Origin of the sequence: Hymenobacter lapidarius, from assembly GCF_001816145.1 — a bacterium.
Taxonomy (GTDB): Bacteria; Bacteroidota; Bacteroidia; order Cytophagales; family Hymenobacteraceae; genus Hymenobacter; species Hymenobacter lapidarius.
Genome location: NZ_MDZB01000074.1, coordinates 179944 through 199106, shown reverse-complemented (window position 1 = coordinate 199106; position 19163 = coordinate 179944). Strand labels below are relative to the sequence as shown.

General features: G+C 62.3%; 17 protein-coding genes. 6 read left to right on the top strand and 11 right to left on the bottom strand.

The features are described from left to right. Nucleotides 1–5 precede the first annotated feature (5 nt). Nucleotides 6–968, top strand: coding sequence for a hypothetical protein (locus BEN47_RS05210; RefSeq protein ID WP_070725784.1), 963 nt, complete (start codon nucleotides 6–8; stop codon nucleotides 966–968). 16 nt (nucleotides 969–984) lie between these two features. On the opposite strand, the gene BEN47_RS05205 is transcribed toward BEN47_RS05210, so the two are convergent. Then, nucleotides 985–2298: a glycosyltransferase family 4 protein gene (locus tag BEN47_RS05205; RefSeq protein ID WP_239691504.1), complete on the bottom strand. Its 1314-nt coding sequence runs from the start codon at nucleotides 2296–2298 to the stop codon at nucleotides 985–987. Between the two features lie 156 nt (nucleotides 2299–2454). On the opposite strand from BEN47_RS05205, the gene ffh reads away from it, so the two are divergent. Continuing rightward, entirely contained in the window at nucleotides 2455–3813 is a 1359-nt protein-coding gene (gene ffh, locus BEN47_RS05200; RefSeq protein ID WP_070725782.1) for a signal recognition particle protein, read from the top strand. 697 nt (nucleotides 3814–4510) lie between these two features. Here the strand turns inward: ffh and BEN47_RS05195 are convergent. Next, nucleotides 4511–4876 carry a hypothetical protein gene (locus BEN47_RS05195; protein WP_070725778.1) on the bottom strand — a complete coding sequence of 122 codons (366 nt, stop codon included), beginning with the start codon at nucleotides 4874–4876 and terminating at the stop codon, nucleotides 4511–4513. 78 nt (nucleotides 4877–4954) lie between these two features. Continuing rightward, nucleotides 4955–5146, bottom strand: a complete 192-nt coding sequence (locus tag BEN47_RS05190; RefSeq protein WP_070725776.1) for a DUF2256 domain-containing protein — start codon at nucleotides 5144–5146, stop codon at nucleotides 4955–4957. A 143-nt stretch (nucleotides 5147–5289) separates the two neighbouring features. Here BEN47_RS05190 and BEN47_RS05185 point away from each other — a divergent pair, with 143 nt between their 5' ends. Next, nucleotides 5290–6036 (top strand): class I SAM-dependent methyltransferase, encoded by a 747-nt coding sequence (locus tag BEN47_RS05185; RefSeq protein ID WP_070725774.1) that lies wholly within the window; start codon nucleotides 5290–5292, stop codon nucleotides 6034–6036. 70 nt (nucleotides 6037–6106) lie between these two features. Further along, nucleotides 6107–6535: an acyl-CoA thioesterase gene (locus tag BEN47_RS05180; RefSeq protein ID WP_070725771.1), complete on the top strand. Its 429-nt coding sequence runs from the start codon at nucleotides 6107–6109 to the stop codon at nucleotides 6533–6535. 1 nt (nucleotide 6536) lies between these two features. Here BEN47_RS05180 and BEN47_RS05175 read toward each other — a convergent pair whose 3' ends face one another. Continuing rightward, nucleotides 6537–7103, bottom strand: coding sequence for a DinB family protein (locus BEN47_RS05175; protein WP_070725768.1), 567 nt, complete (start codon nucleotides 7101–7103; stop codon nucleotides 6537–6539). Nucleotides 7104–7263: 160 nt separating this feature from the next. Here BEN47_RS05175 and BEN47_RS05170 point away from each other — a divergent pair, with 160 nt between their 5' ends. Further along, nucleotides 7264–8676, top strand: a complete 1413-nt coding sequence (locus tag BEN47_RS05170) for a hypothetical protein (RefSeq protein ID WP_125921508.1) — start codon at nucleotides 7264–7266, stop codon at nucleotides 8674–8676. A 74-nt stretch (nucleotides 8677–8750) separates the two neighbouring features. Here BEN47_RS05170 and BEN47_RS05165 read toward each other — a convergent pair whose 3' ends face one another. Both BEN47_RS05165 and BEN47_RS05160 read right to left on the bottom strand, forming a co-directional pair. Then, nucleotides 8751–9803, bottom strand: a complete 1053-nt coding sequence (locus BEN47_RS05165; RefSeq protein ID WP_262490379.1) for a pyruvate dehydrogenase complex E1 component subunit beta — start codon at nucleotides 9801–9803, stop codon at nucleotides 8751–8753. An 83-nt stretch (nucleotides 9804–9886) separates the two neighbouring features. After that, nucleotides 9887–11695, bottom strand: a complete 1809-nt coding sequence (locus BEN47_RS05160) for a tetratricopeptide repeat protein (protein ID WP_125921507.1) — start codon at nucleotides 11693–11695, stop codon at nucleotides 9887–9889. A 162-nt stretch (nucleotides 11696–11857) separates the two neighbouring features. Here BEN47_RS05160 and BEN47_RS05155 point away from each other — a divergent pair, with 162 nt between their 5' ends. Beyond that, on the top strand, nucleotides 11858–12076 hold the full coding sequence (locus tag BEN47_RS05155; RefSeq protein WP_070725759.1) for a PspC domain-containing protein: 219 nt from the start codon (nucleotides 11858–11860) through the stop codon (nucleotides 12074–12076). A gap of 159 nt (nucleotides 12077–12235) precedes the next feature. Here the strand turns inward: BEN47_RS05155 and BEN47_RS05150 are convergent, their stop codons facing one another. The 5 genes from BEN47_RS05150 to hisS form a co-directional block, all read right to left on the bottom strand. Continuing rightward, the gene (locus BEN47_RS05150) at nucleotides 12236–13285 is read right to left on the bottom strand and encodes a glycosyltransferase family 2 protein (protein WP_239691503.1); all 1050 of its coding nucleotides are present in this window, start codon (nucleotides 13283–13285) and stop codon (nucleotides 12236–12238) included. Next, nucleotides 13275–13613, bottom strand: coding sequence for a YbaB/EbfC family nucleoid-associated protein (locus tag BEN47_RS05145; protein WP_070725757.1), 339 nt, complete (start codon nucleotides 13611–13613; stop codon nucleotides 13275–13277). The genes BEN47_RS05150 and BEN47_RS05145 overlap by 11 nt, the downstream gene beginning before the upstream one ends. Before the next feature lie 149 nt (nucleotides 13614–13762). Continuing rightward, the gene (locus BEN47_RS05140) at nucleotides 13763–15757 is read right to left on the bottom strand and encodes a T9SS type B sorting domain-containing protein (RefSeq protein WP_158010857.1); all 1995 of its coding nucleotides are present in this window, start codon (nucleotides 15755–15757) and stop codon (nucleotides 13763–13765) included. A gap of 122 nt (nucleotides 15758–15879) precedes the next feature. Further along, the gene (hutH, locus tag BEN47_RS05135; RefSeq protein ID WP_070725753.1) at nucleotides 15880–17373 is read right to left on the bottom strand and encodes a histidine ammonia-lyase; all 1494 of its coding nucleotides are present in this window, start codon (nucleotides 17371–17373) and stop codon (nucleotides 15880–15882) included. Nucleotides 17374–17601: 228 nt separating this feature from the next. Further along, the gene (gene hisS / locus BEN47_RS05130) at nucleotides 17602–19020 is read right to left on the bottom strand and encodes a histidine--tRNA ligase (protein ID WP_070725750.1); all 1419 of its coding nucleotides are present in this window, start codon (nucleotides 19018–19020) and stop codon (nucleotides 17602–17604) included. Nucleotides 19021–19163: the final 143 nt, after the last annotated feature.

The following is a 19163-nucleotide window of genomic DNA, read 5'->3' as shown; positions in this document are numbered from 1 at the left end:
GCGCAGTGTCATCGGCTATTTTTCGGCTTATTTCTCGCCTGGGGCTGCTGGTGGGTGCCTGCCTGCTGGGCCTGGCTCTGCTGGGGCCGGTGGTGCTGGGCGGGCACGTCGATGCTTTTTACGGTCGGTTCACCAGCCCATTGGCGGGCAGTCTGATTGTGGGCACGTCGCGGGCCGCGCAGGGCATTCAGCCCGCTGTGCTGGCTGAGCGGCTGGGCAGCCGGTTTGAGGGGCCGTGGCTGAATTATTCCTTCACGCTCACGCACTCGCCCTACGGTCCCGCCTACCTGCGTAGCATCCAGCGCAAGGTGCGCCCGGAGGCAAAAAACGGCCTGTTCATCGTGGCCGTCGACCCGTGGTCGCTGGCCCTGACCGGGTTCGAAGGCACGTATCCCGAAGACAATTCCTTCATCGGCCAGCTCGACCAGGTCAGCCAAAATCCGAACCTGAGCTACCTCACCCGCTTTCAAACCAAGCCGCTCTACCGCCTGCTACTGGACTACGCGACCGCCACCGAGCGCCTGCACCCGGATGGCTGGCTCGAAGTGAAAATCGGCATTGACAGCGCGCAGGTCCGCACCCGCATCGCGCGTAAGCTGCAGGACTACCGCCGCCTGGCGGCCAGCCAGCACTTTTCCCAGGGCCGCCTCCAGGCACTGCAGCAAACCGTTGCTTTTCTAAAGCAGCACGGCCAGGTGGTAATGGTGCGGCTGCCCGTAGGCGCCGGCCTGTTGAAGTTGGAGCAGGATTATCAGCCCGCGTTCGACTCCCTGATGCGCGACCTGGCCACCCGCCACGCCGTACCCTACCTCGATTACAGCGCCCAGCCCTACGCCACCACCGACGGCAACCACCTGCAGCGCACCGCCAGCGCGGCGTTCAGCGCCCGGCTTGCTCAGGATTTGCAGCGGCTCAGCTTTCCCAACCCCAGCAGCAAAGCGACCCGAGCTGCGGCAACGCCGCAATAAGGTTTTACGCCGCCAATCAGCCTGCCGAAATTATGCCGGCCAGGCGTCCGGTGAGGGCCTGGCGGGAGTAACGCTCGTGGCTGATTACCGGTAAGTCGAGGTTGGGGTTGATGCGCCACTGCGCCACCAGGCCTTCCAGAGTTTCCTGCATCAGGCCCACGTCTTCGTAGGGGAGGGCGTGGCCGGCGGCGCATTCCTGCAGGAGGTTGTCGGCGTCGGAGCCGGCCGGGCCCACGCACAGAATGGGCTTGTTGGCGGCCAAATATTCGAACACCTTGCCCGGCAGGATACCGAAATTGCGGGGCACATCGGGAATGGCCATCAGCAGGACTGTGGCCGCCATGAGGTGCCGCACCGACTCCTCGTGCGGCACAAAGGCCAGAAACTCGGTAATGGGCAGCAAGCCCGCCCCTTCAATCTGGCGGCGCAGCTCGGCCGACACCTGGCCCACAAAGCGCAGGCGCACCGGCACGTCGGGGTGGCGGCTGGCGCAGGCGGCCACGGCCTCCAGCAGGCGGTTGATGTGGTACAGCTCGGTGATGGTACCGGTGTGCGTGATGCGCAGGCAGTCGGGGGGGGGCTGCGAGGGCAGCCGGAAGTCCGACTCGTCGTACCCGTTGGGCAGCACGTGAAATTTGGGAGTGGGCAAATCCGGCAGTTTGGCCAGAAAGAGGCGCTTGGTTTCGGGCGAAGTCACCAGCACGGCATCGGCCTGGGTTAGCACCCGGCGCTCGTAGCGCGCATCGAGCCAGGCGGCCAGCGGGGTGTGGTGCAGGTCCTTGTAGTAGTAGATGTCCGTCCAGGGGTCGCGCAAATCAGCCAGCCAGCGCAGGCCGTGGCGCTTTTGCAGCTCCAGGCCAATGAGCTGGGTGGAATGCGGCGGCGAGGACGTGAGCACGGCATCAAATTGCTCGCCGGTGGCCAGGAGCCGCTCCACGGCGGCCAGGGCGTGGCGGTTCCAGCCACGGCGCGGGTCGGGGATGAAGAGGTTGCCGCGCACGAAGCGCAGCGCCATCTGCAGCAGTCCGGGCTTGCCCTCGTTGGCGAAGCCGCCGTAGGGAACGGCCCGGCCGGTCAGCTTTTTATAGGACTCAAACGGCTCCGTGGTGCCCGTGCGGATGACCCGCACGCTGGCGGGCACTTCGGCTAGCAGGCTTTCATCGCGCACCGGGTAGGTGGCCTGGGCGGCGTCCACGGTTATCACGGTGGCCTCCACGCCGAAGCTGCCCAGGTGCTTCACAAACTTGAGACAGCGCTGCACCCCGGCCCCGCCCGAGGGCGGCCAGTAGTAGGTGATAACGAGCAGGCGCAGTGGACGAGACGAGGGCACGAAAGCAGGGGGCGACGAGGGGGGCGCGAAGGTACATACTTTGCCGAATTTCGGGCTTTTATGGCTACTTTTGGGGTTCCGGAACTTTCCGATTTGATGCAACGCCACCGCCGCACAATCCGTGAAATCCGCTTAATCCGTCTAAATCCGTGATACATGTTTGACAACCTCCAAACCAAGCTCGACCGGGCCATCAAGACCCTCAAGGGCCAGGGCAGCATCTCCGAAATCAACGTTGCGGCCACCATCAAGGAAATCCGCCGGGCGCTGGTTGATGCCGACGTTAACTACAAGGTTGCCAAGGATGTAACCGACCGCATTAAGGATGCCGCCATGGGCCGCGATGTGCTCACGGCCGTGTCGCCGGGCCAGCTCATGGTCAAAATTGTGTACGATGAGCTGACCGCGCTCATGGGCGGCGAAAAGAAGGACATCGTCATCAAGGGCGAGCCGGCGGTGGTGCTGCTCTCGGGCCTGCAGGGCTCGGGCAAAACCACGTTTGCGGGCAAGCTGGCCAACTTTATCAAGAAGCAAAACCGCACGGTGCTGCTGGTGGCCTGCGACGTGTACCGCCCCGCCGCCATCGACCAGCTCAAGGTGCTGGGCGAGCAGATTGGGGTAGAGGTGTACTCGGAAGTCGAGAACAAAAACCCGGTTGAAATTTCGCGCAACGCCATTGAGTACGCGAAGAAGAACAACAAAAAGGTCGTCATCATCGACACCGCCGGCCGCCTGGCCGTGGACGAGCAGATGATGCGCGAGATTGAAGCCGTTAAAGCGGCCATCAACCCCAGCGAGACGCTGTTTGTGGTGGACTCCATGACCGGCCAGGACGCCGTGAACACCGCCAAGACCTTCAACGACCGGCTGCAGTTCGACGGCGTGGTGCTCACCAAACTCGACGGCGACTCGCGCGGCGGTGCGGCCCTCAGCATCCGGGCCGTGGTGGAGAAGCCCATCAAGTTCATCTCGACGGGCGAGAAAATGGACGCGCTGGACCTGTTCTACCCCGACCGCATGGCCCAGCGCATCCTGGGCATGGGCGACGTTATTTCGCTGGTGGAACGGGCGCAAATGCAGTTCGACGAGGACGAAGCCAAGCGCATCAACGCCAAAATCCGCAAGAACCAGTTCAACTTCGACGACTTCCTCTCGCAGCTGGAGCAAATCAAGAAGATGGGCAACATCAAGGACTTGATGGGTATGATTCCGGGCGTGAGCAAGGCCATGAAGGACGTGGAAATCGACGACGATGCCTTCAAGCCCGTGGAGGCCATCATCAAGAGCATGACCAAAAAGGAGCGGGCCAACCCCGACATCCTCGACGCCTCGCGTAAGCGCCGCCTGGCCAAAGGCTCTGGCACCGACATTCAGCAGGTAAATGCGCTGATGAAGCAGTTTGACCAGATGCGCCAGATGATGCGCCAGATGAACAAGATGAGCCAGACCAAAGGCGGCATGGCCCAGATGCAGAAAATGATGGGCGGCATGGGCAAAGGCGCCCCGGCGGCATGATGCGCTAAGCGCGCCCGCCCCCAGGCCAAGAAAAAACCCAGCCGTTGGGGGCTGGGTTTTTTCTTGGCCCTGGGGCGGCTACGGGGCCGTATATGGCACCCTCAGTTAACGACGGTCAGCGCCGGCCAGCACAGGAACAAAACGTATGAAGCTGGGGGTTCGAAAAATTCTTCTAAGGCTACGGAATCTTTTGGTTCAGTTGTTGTTAGCCCTAACGTGAAAGAATAGTTTTTTAAGGTGTTTTGGTATGGAGAGCTGACGGGGTTTCCCTGTCAGCTCTTTTTCCGTTTGGGCATCAGTGCGTTACCTGGGTGTGGGCATGTAGTTATTGCCCGCAGGTTCGGAGGATTATTCGTAGCCCCCGGACAAGTGCAAAAAGACGAGGCAAGCGTTGGCTACGAAGGGCAACACCGGAAAACTGTGCTTCTGAAATGGTTGTACCAGGACCGCGTGATGGGCGTTGGTTACGCTTTACAGTCTTATCTGCTTCGTCTAGGTTGTACTACCCGTTTTTAATGTTCAGGCCGGTTACGGGCAAATTCGAAAGTGTGCGGGAATACACGGCTTTAACGCGAGTCAAGGTCACTAACCACCACGACTGCTGTCATGCTGAGCGTAACAAAGCATTCTATCAGGGCCGAACAAGTTGTGCAGCGGTGATAGGATGCTTCGCTGCGCTCAGCATGACAAGAGGCTCCTAATGCACCACGCGCAGCTCAACCCGTTCTGCTGCGCCATCTTGCGCCGGGATGTGCCAGGCGCCTACGCGGCTTGGGCCGTAGCCCAGGTTCACTTTCAGCCACTCGTTGCGCGTGGGCAGCATTCCGATTATTTCGCGTTCCAAGTGGTCTATTTTCTTCTGCAGGCTTTCTGCTTCCTGCTTGATTTCATCGGCTCCCTGGGTGTAGCTGCTGGGGGCTGCAGCTTGTTGGTGATGAGGTAGCAGGGCGTTTTTGAGCGCTAATCTGGCGCGGCTCAGTTCCTTCTGAGCTTCCAGAAAGTCATTTACTTTGTCCTCCAGCGGCAGGAAGGCGGGGTTGAGATAATCGAGGTTGGAGGCCATGGAAGGGTGAAAGCGGTTAAAAAATATAGGCAGATTCGCCGCAAGGCAGGCTAAAGTACCGTGAAACGGGCCAATATGCTACAAAGGTTGCGCGGATGCCGGGCCTCCTGAGGCCGCGCTGGCGGCGTTGCGGTTGCGCTGGCATTTTTCGCCGCAGTATTTCACCTCCTCCCAGTTGGCGCGCCACTTTTTGCGGTACTCGAAGGGGCGGCCGCACGTAGCGCAGATTTTGGTGGGCAGCTGGCCTTTACGTAGCTTGTTGGGGAGCATGGAGCGAATGTGAACGGGGACTTCCCTGCAAACGCACGGCCCCACCGCGAAGTTTTGGGTACTTTTCGGGCCTCAAGCCTAATTTGACTTCCGGGGCCACGGCGCAGATACTTCAGTCTGGGCCAGCCGCTCTGCTTTTTTTCATGACCACAACCACCGCTCCCGACGTGCTGGGCCAAGCCCTGCTGGCCTACCACCGTGGCGACTCCGACGCCCAGCTCACCGTGCACTGCGACGTGGCCGACGACGAGTCGTTGCTCGACGAGACCTTGCCCGCCGCTTATTTCTTCCGGACCCTGCTGCAAATGCCCGAGCTGGAACGGCTGGCCCTTGACGAAACCCGCGGCCGGGTGCTCGACCTTGGGGCCGGGGCCGGCTGCCACTCGCTGGAGCTGCAAAGCCGCGGGTTTGAAGTGAAGGCCGTGGACGTATCGGGCGGCGCCGCACAGGTGATGACCGAGCGCGGCGTGCGCACCGTGGCCCGCCACGACCTGTTCGACCCACTGCCCGCCAACGAGCTACCCTACGATACCATTCTGCTGCTGATGAACGGCATCGGTCTGGCCGGCACCTTGGAAGGGCTGGACAAATTCCTGGCCCACGCTCGCACCTTGCTCGCGCCCGGCGGCCAAATCCTGGCCACTTCCTCCGATGTTCGCTACCTCTACGAGGACGAAGAAGGTGCCTTGCGCATCAACCTAAACGGGCCGTACTACGGCGAAGTCCGGTACTCAATGAGCTTCAACGGCCATACCGGCGCTACTTTCCCCTGGCTCTTCGTGGATGCCGCGCTGCTCAACGACGCGGCCGAAACCGCCGGCTACATAGCCGAATTCCTGGGCGAGGACGACGACGAGCAGTACCTCGTGCGCCTGACGCCAGTAGGCTAAACCAGCCGGCCGGGAGAGCACCGTTTTGCGCGAACCGTTAGTCCGCCTTTTACTAAAATCCTTTGTTGCAATGACCGATACCGTCACGTACCGCACCCGCTGGGCCGACATGGACCCCAACGGCCACATGCGCCACTCTGCTTACGCCGACTACGCCGCCGACCAGCGCGTGGTGCTCCTGGCCAAATGGGGCTACGGGGTAGCCCGCTTCGCCAAGCTGCGCCTGGGCCCGATTCTGTTTCGGGAAGAAACTAAGTACCTCAAAGAAATCAGCATCGGCGAGGAAATACAGGTGGACGGACGGCTGGCCGCTGCCGCCGCCGACGGCTCCCGCTGGACTATTGTACACACCATCTACAAGGCCGATGGCCGCGTGGCTGCCACCGTGACCGTAGACGGCGCCTGGCTGGACCTGGACCACCGCAAACTCACCATACCGCCCGCCGAGCTGGCCGCCGCGTTCAGCGCCATGCCGGCCTACGAGGGTAAAAGCCAGTAACCTAGCTTTTCGGCGCTGCCGACGCGGTGGGGCGCAGTACTTTGGTAATGCGCCCCATCTGCTGCTGGTGGTGCAGCAGGTGGTCGAGCAGAAAGTCCATTACCTGCCCAATGGTAATCCGGCCCGAGCGGGGGTGCGGGAAAATAGCCCGGTTCATCAGCCGGCCCGGGTACTCGTTGAGCAGGCGCTCCAGCTGGCGGCGTGACGCCTCCCAGATTTGCCGCAGCTCGGGCAGGGAGGGTACCTCACCGGTGTTGGTGAGGGTGGCCACCCCGCGCGGCGCCTTAAACTTCATGCCCGGTAGCCGGAGCAGCAGCCGCACAAACCGGGCCCGCAGCCGGGTAAAGAGGTCCACCTTGGGCAGGGCCTCGTCGGCGCGCAGCTTTTTCTCTACGTACTGAATGATGTTGCCTTCGATGAACAGCAAGTGGTGCACCACCTGCGTAGCCGACCAGTGCCCCGGTGCCGGCGCCTTGGCTTGGTCGGGCCCCAGGGCCTCCGCCGAGGACAGCAGCCGCTCCGTGGCCCGTTCCAGTTGTTCAAATTTGAGATGAAGGCGATGATTCATGGGGATGGGAGCGGTGAAGTAAATGCCTGCGATGAGCTATGGGCGAAAGGTACACGCAGCAAGCGAGACGCCCGGCCGCGCGCCGCTGCAACTTCAGTGCCACGCCTTAATTAGCGGCAAAAGAACCAAGTGTTGGCGGGCGCATCTAGTTTTGCCTGATATGTCCCAATTATCTACCGCATTACGTGCGCCGTGGCCTGCGGGCTGGCGGGTAGTGGCCGTTGTGGCCCTGTATGCGCTGTACCTGCCCCTGAGCGGCTACGCAGTCGGAGATTTTGGCTTCGATGCGGCCGAGTACTGGGAGCTTTCGCTCAAGTTTACCCAGCAGGGCGGGTTCTCACTGTTAGGATACGATGACCCGGTGCGTGGGTACCTGGGGCCGCTGCTCATTCTGCCGGCCCGGGTACTTTGCCATTTCACCGGGTGGTCCATGCTGGCCGGGGCGCAGGTGCTGGGGGCTGCGTGGGCCGCACTGCTCATGGGCATTGCTATTCCGGCGCTGGTGGCGCAGGTCACGGGCCGGGCATTGGCAGCAGGCCGCTGGCTGGCGCTGCTGGGCCTGATGTTTGTTTTCTGGCGCGACTATTTCAACTTCACGCTGAGCGACATGCCGGCCCTCACGCTGCTGGTTTTGGCACTGGTGGCGTTGCGGCGCTCCCAATGGATGTGGGCCGTAGCGGCGGGGGTATTTTTGGCGGCGGCTATCAACATCCGGCCCATCTACATTGCCAGCCTGCCGGGGTGCCTATGGCTGTTTTTTCGCAACGCACCGCCCGGCCGGCGGGGCATTGCGCGTGCCGGTTTGCTGGTGGTGGGCGCCGCCTTGTTGCTCCTGCCGCAGTGGCGCATCAACAGGCACCATTTCCAGCGCAACACCCCGCTGGTGATGGCCGGGGCACCCCAGACGCGACCTCTCTACCTCAAACAGCTTACTTGGGGCACGGCGTTTCAGCGCTACGAAACCAGCCTGATTCCAGAAATCCCGCGGTCGCTGGTGTACGCCGACCCTGCCGGCCAGCTGGTGCTGGCCCGGCAGCCGGCCGGCCGCTTTGCCAGTTACGGGGCTTACCTGAAGTTTGCCGCCCTGCACCCCGTGGCTACCGGCATGCGCTACCTTCGGCACTTGTTCAATGGCTTGGATATCCGCTTTCCAACGCCCTACCCCAGGCACCTGCACCCCCCCGGCCAGGAGACGTTGCGGCTGTTGAATTATGCCCTGCTGGGGCTGGGAACCTGGCTGGCGCTGGCTGCCTGGTGGCGCAGCCGCCAGTCGCAGCAGGCCCGGGGCGTGTGGCGCGCGCCGGTGGCGCCGGTGCTGCTGGCCCTGCTGCTGCCGTGCCTGCTGGTGCTGCCCACGCTCATCGAGTGCCGTTTTTTGCTGCCGCTGCACATGCTCCTGCTAGCCGCCATTGCCACCTGCTGGCATCCGCGCACCTGGTGGCGCAAGCTGGGCGGCCCGGCCAGGCGAGTGGCGTTCCTCGTGCTGGCCACGGGCTGGCTGTGGGGCTGCTGGCAGCTATCGGAAGATACCGCCCGGCACCTGCGCCCGTCCAGGGAAGCGCCGCAGGAGTAACGCCGCAACCTGTACTGCGTAAAAAAGCCCCACTGGTGCAAACCAATGGGGCTTTCCTCTATAAACTTCCGGACTTACATCTTAGCGTAGGTCACTTCCTTCACCGCTTTCACCACGCGGGCCACGTTGGGCAGCGAGGCTTCGATAAGCGTGGGCGCGTAGGGCAGGGGCACGTCGGCGCAGTTGATGCGGATAACGGGCGCATCGAGGAAATCGAAGGCGCGGCGCTGCACGATGTAGGCCAGCTCGCCCGAGATGCTGGCCAGGGGCCAGGCTTCCTCGATAACCACCATGCGGTTGGTTTTCTTCACAGAGGCAATCATCGTGTCGTAGTCAATCGGCCGCACCGAGCGCAGGTCGATTACTTCGGCTTCGATGCCTTCCTTGGCCAGCTCGTCGGCGGCGGCGTACGCTATTTTCATCATCTTGCCGAAGCTCACCAGGGTCACGTGCTTGCCTTCGCGCACCACGTTGGCCTTGCCGATTTCAAGAAGGTATTCTTCTTCGGGCACTTCGCCTTTGTCGCCGTACATCAGTTCCGACTCCATAAAAATCACCGGGTCGGGGTCGCGGATGGCGGCTTTGAGCAGGCCTTTGGCGTCGTAGGGGTTGCTGGGCACTACCACTTTCAAACCGGGACAGTTGGCGTACCAGCTTTCGAAGTTCTGCGAGTGCTGGCTGCTGAGCATGCCCGCGTTGCCGGTAGGGCCGCGGAACACGATGGGGCAGGAGTACTGGCCGCCAGACATCGAATATATCTTGGCTGCCGAGTTGATGACCTGGTCGATGGCAACCAACGAGAAGTTGAAGGTCATGAATTCGATGACCGGAATCAGGCCGTTGGCCGCGGCGCCCACGCCAATGCCCGCAAAACCCAGCTCGGCAATCGGCGTGTCTATCACGCGCTCCGGCCCGAACTCGTCGAGCATTCCTTGGCTCACTTTGTAGGCGCCGTTGTATTCGGCCACCTCTTCGCCCATCAGGAACACGCGCGGGTCGCGGCGCATTTCCTCGGACAGGGCCTCGCGCAAGGCCTCACGAAATTGAATTTGACGCATGGTATTCTTTAGGTAAACAGCGGTTTTGAGCCGTTGGGCAAAGCTACGACAAGCGCGGGCGTTGGGCAAGTCCAGGGTTGGGAGGTAGGAGGGGACGGGAGTGGGGGGGGTTACGTTCCTACTATTTCCTACTTCCTCCTACCCTGATAACCCTACCGCAGCGCGTCGCGGAATACGGTGCCCTGCGCATAATCCTGAAACTCCAGGTCTTCCACGGCGCGCTGGGCGTAGGTGCGGTCGAGCGCCACGGCCTGTTTCAGCAATTGGCCCAGGGCAGCCTCGTCTTTTTGGCGGGCCGCTACCACGGCCATGCCGTAGACGGGCGCGGCGGCGGTGGGCCGTAGCTGCTGGGCGTAGCGGTATTGCTCCAGGGCCGATTCGTAGCCCTCCCGGCCCACCAGAATCAGGCCGCGGTTGAGGGCGTTCTGGTAGGAGGGGCCGGCATATTCCAGGCTGCGCAGGGCTTCGTCGGGTTGTCCGACTTCGATTTCGAGCGCTGCGCGGTCCGAGAAAATCTTACGCAGCAAAGGGCGCTCACCGCCGAGTTTGATGGCGTAATCGTAGTTCTGCAGGGCTTCGAGGCGGTCGCCGGCCCGGTGGTAGGCCGTGGCGGCGTGGTAGAAGAATTCCGCCGTGGGGTTGCGGTGGGCCGCCAGCGTGAAATTGACGCCGGCACGGCGGTAATAGGCCTTGCGAATTTTGTCGGTGGGCTCCTTTTCGGCGCGTTGCAGGAGGACCACGCCCAGGTTGTGGAAGGCTTCCCAGCTATTGGTGTTGGCCGCTGCCGTTTCGTAAATACGCTGCTTTTCGGCCAGCAGCGGCGTGAGCGTAGCGGAATAGCGCAGCTCCTCCGGCGTCAGGGCATCGGCTTCCACCTGCTTATCCATAATTTTTTTCGACAGCAGGTACACTTCCGAATCGAAGCGCTTGGGCGCGGAGTACGTGACGGCCACGGTGCCAAAACGCAGCACCGGGTAGATGTACTGCTCCAGATAATCGAAAAAGGTGAGGCGGTGCAAGGCCTTTTCTTTCTGCTCAAACGTGCCCTTGGTGTCGTTGATGATGGTCACGACGGAGTCCATCTGTTCGGGTTTGAGCGCCGAGGTCATCACCTTGCCCAGGAACGTGTCCCACTTGCGCGTGTGAGCCAATGTATCGAACTTAATCTCCTCAACCCGATTGAGATAAGAGAAATTTTTGACGCGCTGCTTGTAGTAGTACAGCAGCATGCGCACGCGCTTGCTGGCCAGCAGGCGGTTGTGCGCGTCCAGGGAATCGGGCGAGTGGCCGGCGATGATGAGGACCTGCTTGGTTTCCTGGTTGGCGTCAATCAGGTCTTCCAGCGCCTGCACGTTGGTGCCCAGGTAACCGCGGATAAACCACTGGTTTTCATCGAAGAAGAAGGGCAGCACGCGGGTGCCGCTCATGGTGTTGTTGGCCCGCTCGGGCAGGAAGGTGAGCACGGTGTCTTCGCGGGTCACGAGGCGGGCGGGGTCGGCAATGCCGCGGGCTACGCGTACATCGTCCGTGGCCCGCAGCACGCGGCCGTTCTTTTTCAATTCCCGCACTTGGGCGTGGGCCAGCAGCTCGCCGGGGTTGCGGCCGGGCGTGTTGGGAATAATGAATTTTTGGATGGCAACGAGCTGGCCTTTCTTCTCGTCGTCGTACACGTAGTTGCCCGAGGTGAACGTGATGCGGCCCAGCGTGTCCTCGCGCAAGCCGTGCTCGTAGCGGTAGCGTAGCAGCAGCTCATATGCTATGCCTTTGTGCAGGTGCTGGGCCGGTACCTTGGCTATCACCTCAAACGGCACCGACTCGCCCGAGGCCATGAGCGGCGTGGGGCGGGCCGTTACCGTGCGGCCGGTTTCGGCCTGCTTCAGCACCCGCGGCAGGGCGCACGCCGAAAGCAACAAGGTGGTAAATAAGAGACTATGGGCGAAGGGCCGCGAAAAATTTATCATCAAAAAGCGCAACTCAGAAGAACGAAAACCACCCCTACCAACGTAAAAGTCCCCAAAATAGTCGGACCCCAGCTGGCGAAATTACGATAGGACACTTGCCTTGCCTTGGTTCAGGCCTTATCTTAGCACAGACTATTCGTTTTCCGTTAGCCGCTACCGCCCATGAAACGCTTCACCGACTACCTCGAAACGCAGTCTTTTGGCTTGTGCTCCACCCTCGCTCAGAAGTGGGGGTTTAGCACCCGGAGCGTCCGGCTCTCCTTTGTCTATGCTTCCTTCTTCACTTTTGGCTCCCCCGTTGTGCTCTATTTCGCGGGAGCTTTTTGGATGAACGTACGCCGCGCCATGCGCCAGCAGCGCAGCACGGTGTGGGACTTGTAAACGATTTTCGCAACTGCGTCCCGACGTTGCACATCAGTAGCGCCTGTTCCCATAAGAAAGCCCCGACTCAGGAGTGAGCCGGGGCTTTCTTATGGGAAATTCGTTTGGAGCAATTCTCAGGTTTCGTCTCTACCTCGTTCACAGGCCCATCACTATTCCTTACCTGAGCCCCAGCTCGCTGAATTTCCGCCTGCCTTTTGCAAAATAAGCCCAGACCAGGCTGCCGTCGTAAACGCCTGGCCGCGCTGCCACCGTCAGCCGTGGGCGGGCGGCGCGGCGCTGCTGCTGCCAATAGCCAAACTTGCCGTAAAAACTGAAATGCGCCCGCAACACGGCCCAAAAATCAGCAAATTGCCCACCAAGTAGAAAACGGATGCCTGCCACGCCGTCCAACACCAGCCGCTGGAACATGCTGGCTAATAACTCGCTCGGGGCCGCATTCTTGTACAACATGGCCAGGCCGTTGCGGAAGTTGAGGTAGGTTTTTCGGGGGTTGGTTTTGGGGAGGGTGCCGCCGCCTACGTGGTGCACCGCGCTGATGCCGTGGTACCACACTTCGTGGCCGGCATTCCATAGGCGCCAGCAAAAGTCGATTTCCTCCATGTGGGCAAAAAAGGCGGGTTCCAGTCCGCCCAGGGCGCGCCACGCCGTTTTGCGGACCATGAAGCACGCGCCGCTAGCCCACGCCACGGGCCGGGAGTCGTCGTACTGGCCCTGGTCTTTTTCCAGTGTATCGAAAAAGCGGCCGCGGCAAAAGGGGTACGCGAGGCGGTCGAGGTAGCCGCCGCCAGCGCCGGCGTACTCAAAATACGTAGGGTCGGCGTGGGCCAGGATTTTGGGCTGCACCGCCGCGATGCGCGGGCTGGCTTCCAGCAGGCTCCGTAGCGGACGCAGCCAGCCCAGGGTCACTTCCACATCGGAATTGAGCAGGACATAGAACGCGCTATCGATCTGGGCCAGGGCTTGATTGTAGCCTTCGCAAAAGCCAAAATTGCGGTCAAGCAGCAACAACTCAACCGAGGGAAACTCCCGCGCCAGCAGCTCCACCGAATCGTCGGTGGAAGCGTTATCGGCCACGATTACGCGGGCGCCATCGGCGTGGGTGAGCACGCCGGGCAGGAAGCGGCGCAGAAAATGAGCCCCGTTCCAGTTCAGAATCACAATGGCAACATCGGCGCAGGCGCCGGCTCGCCCCGCGCTAGACTCCAAAGCCGCTCAGGTCGAGGCCCGGTACGTTGGGCATCAGGCCGCTGGTTTTGCGCTGCAGCTCCTGGCGGGCCAGCTCGGCGGCTTCGTCCAGGGCCTTGTTCACAGCGGCCACTACCAAATCGGCCAGCATTTCGCGGTCCTGTGGCGTGAGCAGTGATTCGTCAATTTCGAGCTTGATGAGCTTGCGGTGGCCGCTGGCCGTGGCGCGCACCAGGCCGCCGCCCGATTCGCCGGTGGCGGTAATGTGCTGAATTTCCTGCTGGGCCTGCTGCATTTTATCCTGCAGCTCTTTCACTTTGCCCATCATGCCGGTGATGTCGAATGCCATAATAATTAAGGTCGAATGTCAGGTGGTGAGAATCGGTAGGGGTATAACACGGGAAGGGTGGGAAAGTGCTCAGAACAAGCTCCCAGGTTGCCCAGCAGCCGCAGTTGGTTTACCGGCCGCAGCGCCCCCAGGTTGTGTAATCCACCGAATTATTTAAGTATTGAGACCGAGCCGGTGGCTGTAAACGGGTTGCCGTCTTCGTTTTGCTGCTGAAAACGCCAGGCGTAGGTGCCCGGTACCGGCGCGCGTCCTTTAATGGTGCCGTCCCAGGTTTCGGCGCGCTGGGTGCTGCGGAATACCACTTGCCCGTTGCGGTCCACTACCAGAAAAGTGTAGTTCTGCAGGTACCGGCCTTTCACTTCCAGCACGTCGTTGAGGCCGTCGCCATTGGGTGTGAAAGCCGTGGGCAGGGTCACGGCCGGCTGCCGCACCACGATGGCCACATTCGAGTAGCTGAACGTGCCCGGTGGCAGCCCGGCCCCGCTAATCTGCAAACGGTAGCGCAGCACCTGCCGTTCGGTGGGCGGCGTGAGGTCGGTGAAGCTGTTGCCCGTCACGGGAACGCTGCTGAGTACGGTGCCATCGGGGAGAAGGCGCTGAATGGTATAAACCGCGGGCGCCGTGGCCGAGGGCCCGCTGAAGGCCGTCCAGGTCAGGGAGGTGGTGGTGCCGGTGGGGTCGGCTGCGGTAGCGGTGAGTAGCGCCGGGCAGGCCGCCAGGCTCTCGGGCGAGGCGTTGCCGCACACGTCCAGCAGGCGCACCGAGTAGCACGGGGTTTGGGCGAGTAACTCCGCAAAAGCCGTGGAGTCGCGCTGCACCCCGCTGCTGCTGGCGGTGCGAAAGTTGGTGGGCAGCTGCCCCGCCGCCGTGCGGCGGTAGCGCAGGCTGCTGCCGGGCGCGAGCACCGGGCCATTGGCCAGAAGCGGAGTAAGCTCCACCACATTGCGCAGGTTGAAGCTGGCCAGCAGCTGGGGCTGGGCCGGCGGCAGGGTCGATTGGGTGGTGATGGATACTTCGTTGGAGACCGAAGTGCCGCCGCCCGGCTGGGTGGCCGTTACGCGGTAAGTGTACGTGGTGCCGCACTCCACATTCGGGTCTTCCAGGCCTCCCACTACCACGGTGAATGCCCCCAGGGGCGCATTGTTGCGGGTAACGCTGTACGCCCTGGCGGTGCCGGCATCGCTGAGCAGTAGTTGGTTGCGGTTCTGGGTGGAAGTGCCCGTGAGGCTGAGGGTGCAAAGGAGCGGCGAAAACGCAACCGCCACCTCGCACGGGTCGGAGCGGCGCAGGCGGTAGCAGCCGGCCCCGGCGTTTGTCAGGGTGAAGCTGGTGCTGTTGGCCGGCACCGGGGCCACATCACGGAAGCCGCCGGGTGCGCTGCCGTCGGCGCGCTGCAAGGTGTAGCGGTAGCCCGCTGGCAGCTGGCCCAGCGTGAGCGTGGCCGTGCCGCCGGGGAGCGGCCCTTGCAGGCTCAGCCGCGACAACACCGGAACCTGGGGCGGCAGGAGCGGGGCGATGGTTTGAGTGGCCTCGCCCGTGCAGACGCCCGTGCCCGAGTACTGCCCCATCACCGTAACGGCCGTTGCGCCGGCGGGCACGCTCACCACCGTGGGCTGATTGCGGGCAATGGGCTGGGCCAGGCCGCTGCCCACGCGCACCGTGTAGCTATCGTACACCGCATCGGTGACGGTAACCAGGGCCGAATTGCTGGGACAGGGCACCACAGTGAAAGCGGGCGGGGCATTATCATATACCCGGAACGTGCGCACGTAGTACGTGGAAGGCGCCGAGCCCACCCCTACGGCATTGGCCAGCTCCGAAACCGTCACTTCACCCACTTCGGCCCGGGTGGGCGTGTATTGGTAAGTAAACGGGTTAGGTGGAATGCAGGAGGGGAAAAACGTAGTGCCTGAACCGGGCAGCACCCCGTAAAAAAGCAGGGAAGGGGGAATGTTGCGGCCAGGGCATTGCTCAAACCGCACCGACTGGCCCACGCAAAAGGCATTAACCGGCTGGTTGGTAGCAACATCGATGGCCGTGAAGGTACATGTGGGCTGATTGGGCGACGCGCAGGTGGTTTGAGCCCGCGCTCCGGCCAAGCCAGCTCCCAGCCACAGGCAGAAAAGCAACAGACAACGGTTCATTACCTTCATAAACACCAGTTCAAACACGGCTCCGGCTCTTCTGTTCTTGACCAGTTATCACAGTGGACTGGTGGCCGGCGGGCAGCCATTGTCCCGGCTGCTTCTACGCCAGCCCCAAGCTTTTATTGCCAGTCAAACTTACGGACGAAGGCCGCGGCTTTATGTAAATCCGGGTACAGTACTCGGTCCTGGCCCACAAATTTTACTTCCTGGCCAAAGGCTTCTACTATCTTTTCCAGCGCGGCCGAGGTGCGTCCTGGCCGCCGAAAGGCCAACGCCTGCACGGCCGTCATCAGTTCGATGGCCAGCACCTGTTCCACGTTTTCAACTACGCGGCGGGCCTTGGTGGCGGCGTTGGCGCCCATGCTCACGTGGTCCTCCTGGCCGTTGCTGCTCACAATGCTATCCACCGAGGCGGGCGTGCACAGCTGCTTGTTCTGGCTCACGATGCTGGCGGCCGTGTACTGCGGAATCATGAGGCCGGAGTTAAGGCCGGGCTCGGCCACCAGGTACTGGGGGAGGCCGCGCTGGCCGGAAATAAGCTGGTAGGTCCGTCGCTCCGAAATGCTGCCCAGCTCGGCCACGGCCACGGCCAGGTGGTCGAGGGCCAGGGCCAGGGGCTGGCCGTGGAAGTTGCCGCCGCTCAGAATCTGGTCGTCGTCGGGGAAAATGTTGGGGTTGTCGGTCACGGAATTGCACTCGGTTTCCACCACCTGGGCCACGTAGGCCAAGGCGTCGCGCGAGGCTCCGTGCACCTGGGGCTGGCAGCGGAAGGAATACGGGTCCTGCACGGCCAGCCGGGGTTGGGTCTGCAGCTCGGAGCCGGACAGCAGCTCGCGCAGGCGCCGGGCCACCAGCACCTGCCCGGCGTGGGGCCGGATGCGGTGCAGGTTTTCGCTAAACGGGTCGGCGCAGCCCCCGAATGCCTCCGTCGAGAGTGCCCCAATTACATCAGCGGCGTTGGCCAGGCGCTGGGCGCGCAGCACGCCGTCCACCGCGTAGGCCAGCATAAATTGCGTGCCATTGAGCAGGGCCAATCCTTCCTTGGCCTGCAGCGCAAGCGGTGTCCAGCTGAACAGGCTCATGGCGTCGGCCGCACTCAGCCGGTAGCCCTGGTAGTTGACTTCGCCCAGGCCCAGCAGCGGCAGGCACAGGTGCGCGAGCGGGGCCAGGTCGCCGCTGGCGCCCAGGGAGCCCTGCTCGTACACCACGGGCAGCATTTCGCGGTTGTACATGGCCACCAGCCGTTCGGCGGTGGCAGTTTGCACGCCGCTGTGGCCGTAGCTCAGGCTTTGGGCTTTGAGGAAAAGCATGAGGCGCACGAGGTTGCCGGGCACTTCAGCGCCGGTGCCGCAGGCGTGCGACATCATCAGGTTGATTTGCAGCTGGGCACGGGCCTCAAACGGAATGCTCACGTTGCAGAGCGAGCCAAACCCGGTGTTGATGCCGTAAACCGGGCCATTATTGTGGGAGAGGCGCTGGTGCAGATAGTGGTGGCAGGCCGCGATGCGCGCTTTGGCATCGTCGCCGAGCGCCACGGGCCGGCCATCAGCCAGCAGGGCAGCCAGCGCCGCCAAGGTGAGGGGCTGGGCAGGCGAAATAGTATGGGTGGGCATTCGAGGGGGTGGGGGTGAAGCGGGTGGGCAAAGAACGAAAAAACTCCCCTCCTTTTTCAGGAGGGGAGTTTTCGCGCAGTGAAAATGGGGGTGAGGCAGTCGTGAAAAGATGGGCGAACGAATTCAGGTGAGGTCGTTCAGCCATCGTGCAACGACTTTACCACCCCAATTTCAGCGTTGCTGAAATGTCCCCTCCTTAAAAAAGGAGGGGAGTTTGTCGTTCGGGGGCTACTCTGCCGTCAGGGCCGTCACTACTTCGGCCAGCGGCAGCACGCGCTCTGTGCCCGAGGCCATGATTTTAATCTTGGCCAAGCCGGCCGCCAGCTCTTCCGGCCCCAGCACGATGACCAGCGGAATGCCCTTGGCATCGGCGTACTTGAACTGCTTCTGTAGCTTGCTCACGTCCGGGTACAGCTCGCTGGGGATGCCGGCGGCGCGCAGCTGCGCCAGCAGCGGCAATGCCGCCCGGCCGCTGGCCGCGTCGAAGTGCGTGATGAGGCAGCGGGTGGGCGTTTCGGCCGTGGCCGTGAACAGGTCCAGCGCCTCCAGGCAGTCGTAGAGGCGGTCCACGCCAAAGGAGAAGCCCACGCCCGACACACCCGGCAGCCCGAAGCTGCCCGTGAGGTTGTCGTAGCGCCCGCCGCCGCTCACGCTGCCCATCAGCACGTTGTTGATTTTAACTTCAAAAATGCAACCGGTGTAGTAGGAGAGGCCCCGCGCCAGGGTGGGGTCAAACTCCAGCCGGTCGAACTGTTTGAAGCCGGAGGCTACGAGCAAGTCGCGCACCGTGGCCAGCTCGGCCAAGCCGCGGTAGCTGGCGGCGGCTTCCTCGTCGGCACCATCGGGGCGGGGACCGTCGGGCTCCACGCCGGCCGTCACGAAGCCCGCCACCAGGCGTTCCAGCTTCTCTTCGTAGCTGCCCGCCACGGTCAGCAACTCAAACAGCGTTTCGACGGTGGCATTGGCAAAACCGCGCTCTAGCAGCTCTTTGGTCACGCCGTCGCGCCCAATCTTGTCGAGCTTATCAATGGCCACAAACAAATCCGACTCCCGGCCTTCGCCGCCCAGCGCCTGGTAAATGTTGCGCAGCACGCCGCGGTGGTTGATTTTGATGGTGAAATCGTCGAGCCCCAGGCCGTTCAGTACCTGGGCCATCATCAGCACGATTTCGGCTTCGCAAAGCAGCGAGTCGGTGCCCACCACGTCGGCGTCGCACTGGTAAAACTCGCGGTAGCGGCCGCGCTGGGGGCGGTCGGCGCGCCACACGGGCTGCATCTGGTAGCGCTTGAAGGGAAAGGTGAGCGTGCCGCGGTTCATGGCCACGTACCGGGCAAAAGGCACGGTGAGGTCGTAGCGCAGGCCTTTTTCGGCTACCTTGGGCAGCAGGGCCTTGCTACCGATTTCCAAATCAGCGCCTGTTACATCTTTGGCGAAGTCGCCGGAGTTCAATACTTTAAATAGCAGCTGGTCGCCCTCATCACCGTACTTGCCCGTCAGCACGGAGAGGTTTTCGAGCGTAGGCGTCTCAAGCGGCGCAAAGCCGAACGACTCAAACGTGCGGCGAATGACGTTGAAAATGTGCTGGCGGCGCGCCACCTGGGCCGGGCCAAAGTCGCGGGTGCCTTTCGGGATACTGGGTTTCTGCATGACGGGTGCAAAGGTAAGCGGCCAGCCGAACGGCAAACTCCCCTCCTTTTTTAAGGAGGGGACATTTCAGCAACGCTGAAATTGGGGTGGTAAAGTCGTTGTACGATACCCGAACAAAAAGTTAGACCATCTTGCCAAGCCAC